9 protein-coding genes are annotated in these 8,104 nt (G+C 46.0%); 7 read left to right on the top strand and 2 right to left on the bottom strand.

Annotation, left to right across the window (positions count from 1 at the left end):
- Nucleotides 1–141: 141 nt before the first annotated feature.
- The 6 genes from EDC63_RS09325 (at nt 142) to EDC63_RS09300 (ending at nt 4,232) form a co-directional block, all read left to right on the top strand.
- Complete coding sequence (locus tag EDC63_RS09325) at nt 142–885, top strand: hypothetical protein (RefSeq protein ID WP_124945279.1); 744 nt, start codon at nt 142–144, stop codon at nt 883–885.
- 70 nt (nt 886–955) lie between these two features.
- Nucleotides 956–1,510 (top strand): hypothetical protein, encoded by a 555-nt coding sequence (locus EDC63_RS09320; protein ID WP_124945278.1) that lies wholly within the window; start codon nt 956–958, stop codon nt 1,508–1,510.
- Nucleotides 1,511–1,930: 420 nt separating this feature from the next.
- Nucleotides 1,931–2,671 carry a sulfotransferase family protein gene (locus EDC63_RS09315; protein ID WP_124945277.1) on the top strand — a complete coding sequence of 247 codons (741 nt, stop codon included), beginning with the start codon at nt 1,931–1,933 and terminating at the stop codon, nt 2,669–2,671.
- An 82-nt stretch (nt 2,672–2,753) separates the two neighbouring features.
- Nucleotides 2,754–2,945, top strand: a complete 192-nt coding sequence (locus EDC63_RS09310) for a hypothetical protein (RefSeq protein WP_124945276.1) — start codon at nt 2,754–2,756, stop codon at nt 2,943–2,945.
- 92 nt (nt 2,946–3,037) lie between these two features.
- A complete protein-coding gene (locus tag EDC63_RS09305; protein WP_124945275.1) occupies nt 3,038–3,646 on the top strand; it encodes a GyrI-like domain-containing protein in 609 nt (202 codons plus the stop codon).
- A gap of 52 nt (nt 3,647–3,698) precedes the next feature.
- Nucleotides 3,699–4,232, top strand: a complete 534-nt coding sequence (locus EDC63_RS09300; protein WP_124945274.1) for a hypothetical protein — start codon at nt 3,699–3,701, stop codon at nt 4,230–4,232.
- Between the two features lie 188 nt (nt 4,233–4,420).
- Here EDC63_RS09300 and EDC63_RS09295 read toward each other — a convergent pair whose 3' ends face one another.
- Entirely contained in the window at nt 4,421–4,876 is a 456-nt protein-coding gene (locus EDC63_RS09295; RefSeq protein WP_124945273.1) for an outer membrane lipoprotein, read from the bottom strand.
- A gap of 27 nt (nt 4,877–4,903) precedes the next feature.
- Nucleotides 4,904–5,839, bottom strand: coding sequence for a carbohydrate kinase family protein (locus tag EDC63_RS09290; protein ID WP_124945272.1), 936 nt, complete (start codon nt 5,837–5,839; stop codon nt 4,904–4,906).
- 289 nt (nt 5,840–6,128) lie between these two features.
- Between EDC63_RS09290 and EDC63_RS09285 the strand changes: the two genes are divergently transcribed.
- Nucleotides 6,129–8,078 (top strand): type IV pilus assembly protein FimV, encoded by a 1,950-nt coding sequence (locus EDC63_RS09285; protein WP_124945271.1) that lies wholly within the window; start codon nt 6,129–6,131, stop codon nt 8,076–8,078.
- The last annotated feature ends 26 nt before the right edge of the window (nt 8,079–8,104 follow it).

Raw genomic sequence — 8,104 nt, 5'->3', positions numbered from 1 at the left:
ATTGAACAATCGCCCCAGAAAACGACTTGGATATCAAACGCCCAATCAGGTATTCTTCGAATCAACAGGCCTTGCACTTCAAACTTGAATCCGCGCATCATTATGAAGCATTAATATCCGTTTTATTCAGAAGGCTACTTAATGTTAGATCATTCTCAACCGACCATACTTCAAATTAAACATCAGGGGCTACTTATGTTATTTAGAGTTATTGCAACTATTTCTCTTTCATTGACATTACTTCTATCAGGTTGTGCAACTCGGACAAATATGGCGTTCGAAGATGATTCTGATACGGTATCAAAAGAAAATAAGCCCATTTTTCTAATGACCGCAACTTTACGAAACACATATAGAACTTCGTTTCAGCCAAAGTTATTAGTTGTTAATGTAGAAAGATCGGAGGTTAAGGGTCGTGCAGATAGGATTAACTTCACCATGGACGATAAGGCAAAGAACGAATCTGACTCGCCAACAGAGGGGAGTAGCTACCTTCTCCGCATGGAACTTGAACAAGGAGACTATGTGATTCGAGGCTTAACAAGCCTGGGCCGCACTTTTCCAATTAACGGCCTCTACTTTGCACCTCTACATTCAAAATTGAAATCATCTGTGCCAGGTGTCTTTTACCTTGGTCACGTTGAAGCAACCATCAGAGAGCGTAAAGAAAATGAATTTAAAGCTGGGCCATCTATTCCATTGATTGACCAAGCCATTGCAGGTGCATCAGGTGGCACCTTTGATATTGAAATTTCAGATCAATGGGAAAAAGATGAATCAAAATTTAAGACCAAGTTCCCCGCGCTAGTTGCAGTTGATGTTCAGAAAGTTATTTTGCCACCCTTTGACAAAGCACAAGCTCAAAAGTGGTGGGAAGCGAACTAATTTCAAACAGCAGTCAAGCGGGACGGGCTAATACGCACCCCTTAATTTTCGGCTAAACATAACGGAACACATGAAGATCGTACTCATTTTCTTGCTTATGTCCCTCTCTCTGGTCGCTCACGCCAGTATTGAAGGTTGGGTAACTAAAGATGAAAAAATTGTCCCCAACTCAGATGCAATGAAAATAATAAATGGCTTTGGTGGTTGGCTAGTCGTAACACCAGACTCAGACTGGGAAGCAAAATGGAATACCGCGCCAGAAACGATACCCCACTTTTCCGTGGCAAAAAATGTTTCGTATGGCGAGACATTAACAATTCTCACTTTTTATATCAATCCTAAAGCCAATGCTTCAGGTGAGCTTGACGTGCTATGTGATATCAAAGTAACAAGACCAAATGGGAGTTCTTCCGCAAATTCCAAAGGTGTTCAATGTGCTGCAGGTAAGCTTCAAGGTAACCCACGCAACGTTCGTTTGGCTTCAGCGGTCATCAAGTACATTGGAGAAGAAGGCGATCCACCTGGCGAATGGATCGTAGAAGTAACTGTCACAGATAAAGTCCGGGGCACAGCCATCCCATTAAAAGCATATTTCAACTTACATAAAAAACTAACTATCAAATGAACTCAAATGCGGCAAATATTGCCAAGCCGTTTATGTTAACGTTGGGTATGAGTAATGTTTATCCGCGTAGCGTAGATCTTGCAAAATATTTAAAGTTAAGTTACATCTTACCGTTTGTTGATTTGTTATATTTTTCGGAGTGGGTGTTGCATCTAACACTTTAGGCTATATTGCACCACTATTGCTTTTAAGTCTTGGAGTTTGGCTTGCTAAGTCAGCTCAACTTAAAGATCACCGCATCATTGGTTGGCTGTTGGCTATTTTGTCAATTGTTGTGTTTGCGGTTTCTGTCTAAGTTGCCTAAACTAATACGCTCGACCAAAGCGCAGAAAAGCCGACTCACTTTGCGCTAGCATGCTCCCGCGCACCCGGTTAGCTTTAACGTTGCCTTTTTACTAAATTGTTAAAAGTGAGTTAAGTATGGCTCTAAAAATAATTGGTGCAGGCTTCGGACGTACTGGCACACTATCCGTTTATACGGCGCTCAATCAGTTGGGTTTTCCGTGTTATCACATGTTCGAAGTATTAGATAACAAGGAAAACAAATCTCACCTGGATTTTTGGCGCAATGTGGCTAACACTGAACCGGGTACGCGGCACAACTGGGATCAGGTATTTTCGAAATACACTGCCACGCTGGACAACCCCGCGTGTTGTGTGTGGCGGGAACTGTTGGCGGCAAACCCTGATACCAAAGTTGTGCTGACCGTTCACCCTCGTGGTGCTGAGGCGTGGTATGAGAGCACAATGGACACAATCTATTTCACGGAAAAAATGTGGCAGTTCAAGGTACTGGAATTTGCTACCCCTTTCGGACGAAAATTTGGCGATATGTCTCGCAAGCTCATCTGGCAGCGCTCGCACAAGGGTACGATGGATGATCGCGACAAGGCCATTGCTCACTATAACCAGCACATTGAAGAGGTTAAGGCCACTGTTCCGCCCGATCAGCTGCTTGTTTTTTCAGCCAACCAGGGATGGAAGCCACTATGCAATTTTGTTGGTGTACCGGTTCCCGAGACGGAGTTTCCCAACGTTAACGATCGTGCTGCTATTAAAAAAACACTGCATGAAATGACCCGAGGCGCTTATGTCATTTTAGGTGTTGGCTTTGCGGGACTCGCCGGTTTGGCTTATGGAGCTGCACGATTTTTCTCGTAATAAATTCTAAATAACTGCCAGGGATATTCTCACCATCATTGGTGTTCTTGTATCTGCAGGGTTCCTTGCGCGATTATGGTTAATGCGTCCTGAAATTTTTTCCGTATTTCCAAAACCATTGGCAGAATATTTAGTCACCTTGCATGGCGCACAAAATGCAGAGGAAGTCGCTGATCTGGAACTGGTGGTCGCCCTTTGTCTTTCTTTAGCAATAGTCTCAGCATTAACACTTTTGGTTTATTTCATATGGCATCGCGTAAAACCCGGTAGATAAACGAAGGTCATCAAAATCCTTGCTACAATTTGAGTATCTTTATTGAATCCATTGAATCGCTGCCAATATAATCTGCACCGATGAGAGAGCCCATGGAAAAGATTGATCTCAAAAAAGACCTGAAACAGCTATACCAACCGTCAGCCAAGGAAGTTGCACTGGTTGAAGTACCGATGTTTACATTTCTCATGATCGACGGTGAAGGAGATCCCAATACGGCCCCGGAATATGCTCAGGCAATAGAGGCCTTGTTTGCGGTGTCCTACACAGCCAAGTTCATGGTCAAAAAGGGGCCGCAGGAAATTGACTATGCCGTTATGCCTCTCGAAGGGCTTTGGTGGGCAGATGACATGTCTGCCTTTATAACCAATGACAAGGCAAAATGGAAATGGACTATGATGATTATGCAACCGCCCTTTGCGACAAATGAAATCATCGAAGCAGCCATTGCCGAAGTAAAAAAGAAGAAAAAACTTCCCGCTATCGACAAGCTGCGACTGGAAGATTTCTCTGAAGGCCGTTGCGCTCAAATACTACACATCGGACCATTCTCTGAAGAAGGGCCAACCATTGCACGAGTCCATGAATTCATCGACGCGCAAGCAAGCCGAACTGGAAAACATCATGAGATTTACTTGAGTGATATACGGCGTGCAGATCCAAAAAAATGGAAAACAATTGTTCGTCATCCAATGAAATAATGACTAATTGAGTATTCATAAGTATCGGCAACTCGGCAGCAAAGGAGACACATTGAACCAGGACAACACATTCGAACGCGTGAACTATTTTCAGGGCCAACTACTTACTGTTTCTGACCTGAAAGCAGAACAGGAATACTTATTAGCAAAACACCGGCGACATAACCGTTACCTTCACGGTTGGGGGGTGGCAAGCGGGCTTAAAGTGACCATCGCAAACACCTCGGAGGTTGTTGTGGAACCGGGTGTAGCGATCGACTGCGCGGGTAACGAGATACACGTGTGTACTCAAGTACAATTAAAAGTGCCGATGAAACTGGATGAGTTCTTTGTAACCCTTCAGTACACCGAGACCGAAACTTCGCCCATACCCAACCCTTCTGGCTCGACATCTGAGGAACTGACATACACAAGGATAAAAGAGGGATTTGCTCTGGATATTATGGCAACAGATCCAGCGTCTGGGCACCGAGGCATAGGAACGGGAACCCCTGGCTGCGGCTGCCTGCACAGTATGTGTATTGCCCGATTCAAGAAGGGCAGACAAGGCTGGAAAATTGAAGAAAAGGGACGCCGCCGTTCCTGACGAATCTGGTTTCCGGCGGCTGATATTTGGAATGTTTGCTAATTAGTTCTCAACCGGAAGGCTACACCCCCCTCTCCCCTTGTGGGAGAGGGTTGGGGAGAGGGGTTGAATTTCAAGGAGACCACCCTCTCCCTAGCCCCCCATCAAGGGGGAGGAAAAAAAAATGTTTCCGGATGAAAGCAAATTAATTAATGCGTGACCCGTGTTACACCGCCACCAGTTAACACTCGCACGCGCTCGCCGGGTCTGAAAACTTCATCCGCTTCCTGGGTTACGGCAAACATTCTGCCGTTATCCAGCTTTACGGTAATTTCCAGACCGGTTTTGCGGGTGACGCCTTCTTCTACCGCAGAACCTGCAAGGCCACCAGCTACCGCGCCCAGTACAGTACCGATTGTGCTGCCTTTGCCGCCCCCGATATTGCTACCGGCGACTCCGCCTACTATCGCGCCGGCACCTGTTCCCACTGGTGTTTTAGTGCCTTCGATCTGCACCTGACGTACACTTTCTACCACGCCCATCTGTACTTCCTGCACTTGTCTGGCTTGCGAGCGTGAATAAGCGCTGCCGGACATGCTGGATGCGCATCCGCCCAGAAAAGCCAACGATATGAACAAGGCACTGACTACTTTCATTGTATGCATGCTGTTTCTCCCTGCGTTTAATAATGCTTAAGCTAAACTAAAACCAAAATGTGTCTTACTTAAAGCGCTTAATTCATCTCTTGTGGCGGTATGATTCTGACCGCCGCGCTGTGCGATTTTTACTGACCCCATGATGGATGCCAGACTACCCGTTGCCTGCCAGTCCATGCCTTGTGCAATGCCATACAACAGACCAGCGCGATAAGCATCGCCACAGCCGGTTGGATCCACCACTTCTGTAGGTTTAACGCAGGGGATTTCGATCCGCTTACCATCTGTGTAGATGTGTGAACCTTCCCCTCCTAAAGTGACAATTAAAGCCTTAACTAGTTTCGCCAAATCTTCAATTTTTTTACCAGTGCGTTCCTGCAGCAGCTGCGCTTCATAGTCATTGACTGCCACATAGGTGGCTTTTTCAACAAATTGCATGAGCTCTTCACCGTTGAACATGGGCAAGCCCTGGCCCGGGTCAAATACAAACGGCACACCAGCTTCATGAAACTCTTTGGCGTGTTGCAGCATACCGTCTCTACCATCAGGTGCCACGATGCCCAGACTCACATTTTTGGCATCGCCCACATGGTTCTGGTGGGAAAAATTCATGGCACCAGGATGGAAGGCGGTAATCTGATTGTCGCTCAGGTCAGTGGTAATAAAAGCCTGTGCAGTAAACGATTCAGGTACCGTGCGTACATGGGCTGCATTCAGACCCAGTTTTTCCAGACGCGACGCATAGGGCTGAAAATCATCTCCCACTGTGGCCATAATCAGGGGATTGCCACCCAGCATGCTTAGATTATAGGCAATATTTCCGGCACAGCCGCCAAACTCACGACGCATTTCTGGTACCAGGAAGGCCACATTCAGAATATGAATTTTTTCCGGCAAAATATGGTTTTTGAAGTGATCGCCAAACACCATAATGGTGTCATATGCCATTGAACCGCAAATTAATGTCTGCATGCTTTTATCCTGATTAAAGTTTGCAGCGATTATATCATCTTCTATTTACGCCTTCCCCCCAACATGAGCCTGATATTCACGGCAAAGCTGTGATGATTTTCTGTCAACGCAGCAATTATTCACCATTAAGCACGTTGACATGAGGGCTGGCCAGCGCCCAGCATTAACAAACAATAGATCAGGCATGGATTTTGCACTACAATATTCCGTATGATATTTATAACTTTTTTCGAGTAATACCGAAAACTTGATAACCCGATCATTTAAAAATACGTTTACATGCATTATTGTGCTCAGCGCAGCCATGCTGCCATTAGCAGGTAAAGCCGCTGTTTTAGGCAATATTGCCGTGCAATCCGCATTGGGCCAACCCTTGCGTGCGACTATTCCGTTTACCAGCAATGGCCCGGATGATGTCATCGAAAACTCCTGTATTTCTTTACGTTCACCCACCAAATCGACGCAATCTGCCTCACCTTATCTGACGAGAGCTCGTCTAAATGTTGAAAATCTCAACGGTAAACAGCAAATATCGATCACTGGCACTACGATTACCAATGAACCGGCTATTACCCTTCAGTTACATATTACCTGTGCAAAAGAAGGGGAATTTGTCCGTGAATTTACTGTATTACTTGATCCGCCTGAATACGCCAAAATTCAGGCACCTGTCACCACCTCAACACCACTTGCCGCTGTAAAAAACAGCACCAAGAGCGTTGGTCAGCCATCCCAAGTTGCGATGGGGGAGCGTTACGAGGTTTTACAGGAAGATTCACTGGAAAATATTGCCCGCTCTGCCTTCCCACGCAGTAAGTCAAAGCAGAAGCGATTTATCCGCGCTACTAAACAGGCTAACCCTGACGTTTTTGATGCGTCTGGCAGCAATACCATTCCCGCAGGCTCTGTACTATTCCTGCCAGAAAAAGAAGCCATTCAGGCACGCCGCACACCTCAAGCACAGCCTGCTGCAGAACAACAGCAATCAGCGCCAGCACCGAAGTCTGTTAAAGCGCCGTCTAAACGAGAAGCTGCCAAAAACGACCAGCGCGGTTTTGAGCTCAAACTGGCAACGGGTGAACTGGATTTATCCCCAGCGAAAGATTTGACTGACGAACAACGCGATATATTGCGCGAGCAACAACTCATGATCGCCAGCGATGATCAGGTTGCCACCATACTCGCACTCAAGAATCAGATTAAAGTGCTTGAGGCTCGCATGTCTGAAATGCAGCTTAAGCTGAGCAATCGTATTTCTGAAACCGACAAGCTCAAACTGGCGATTGATAGCAACAAGGCCAATATTGATAAAACTGCCAGCCAGAATAACATCATGATGGCTATCTATTGGCTCATTGGCGGCTTGTTGACTGCGTTGCTTGGCTACGCTGCGCTTGTCTGGCACCGCAAATGGAAAAGCAATCAGACTTTCAGCTTTTCATCTGACAAAGCAGGTGACCACGACAGCCTTATCCCGGAGCAACACGAACCCTTGCCGCGCAGGGTGTATGTCCAGTCCACTGCAGCCAGTGGCCAAGGTTTACCAGCAAGCCCGGAACAGACAACGCAGGGTGAAGAGGAAGAAAATCTTTATAATCCGAATAGCATTTTTCAGAAAGACGAATCCTCTATTTCTTTGACCGAATTTGATTCGGTGATAGACGAGGCAGATCTGTATCTGGTTTATGGCTGGACGCAGAAAGCCATTGATCTGCTCAAGGACCACATTCAACGCATTAAAACCGATGTCCCACCATGGATGATGCTGGCGGACATTTACCGCAGTAATCACATGGAACCAGAATTTATTGCCTTGGCAACCGAATTTAAATCTCATTTTGGAGATACTGAATGGTGGCCAAAACTGCAAAATATCGGTAAAGAATTTTCCCCGCAAACACCGCTGTTTCAGGTTGAACCAGCAACAGAAATACCAACAAAAAAAGCAGTTGAAATAAAAGAAGAAACAGTACCACCTCCAGACATACATGCCATGCTGGATGAAGGTTTGATATATTCTGTCGATGAGCCTGCCCGCAAAGAAAACTTGCCTCCCCCGGAGCCGGAGCCTATCGATGATATGCTGGAATTTGACTTTACGCCCTTAAGAAAAGACCAGTCCAAATCCGATACGCCTGAAGACGATGATCCGTTTAGTGCTTTGGCACCAGATGATCATAAAATCAATGTCAAAAGAACCTTCTCGAATGATAAGAATGCGGGTGACAAGGGCAATTAGTACAAATTAAACAGGCTATGCTCACA

It is taken from the genome of Sulfurirhabdus autotrophica, from assembly GCF_004346685.1.
Lineage (GTDB): Bacteria > Pseudomonadota > Gammaproteobacteria > Burkholderiales > SMCO01 > Sulfurirhabdus > Sulfurirhabdus autotrophica.
Note: the sequence above shows the minus strand (reverse complement) of the source record. Positions and strands in the feature narration are given on the sequence as shown.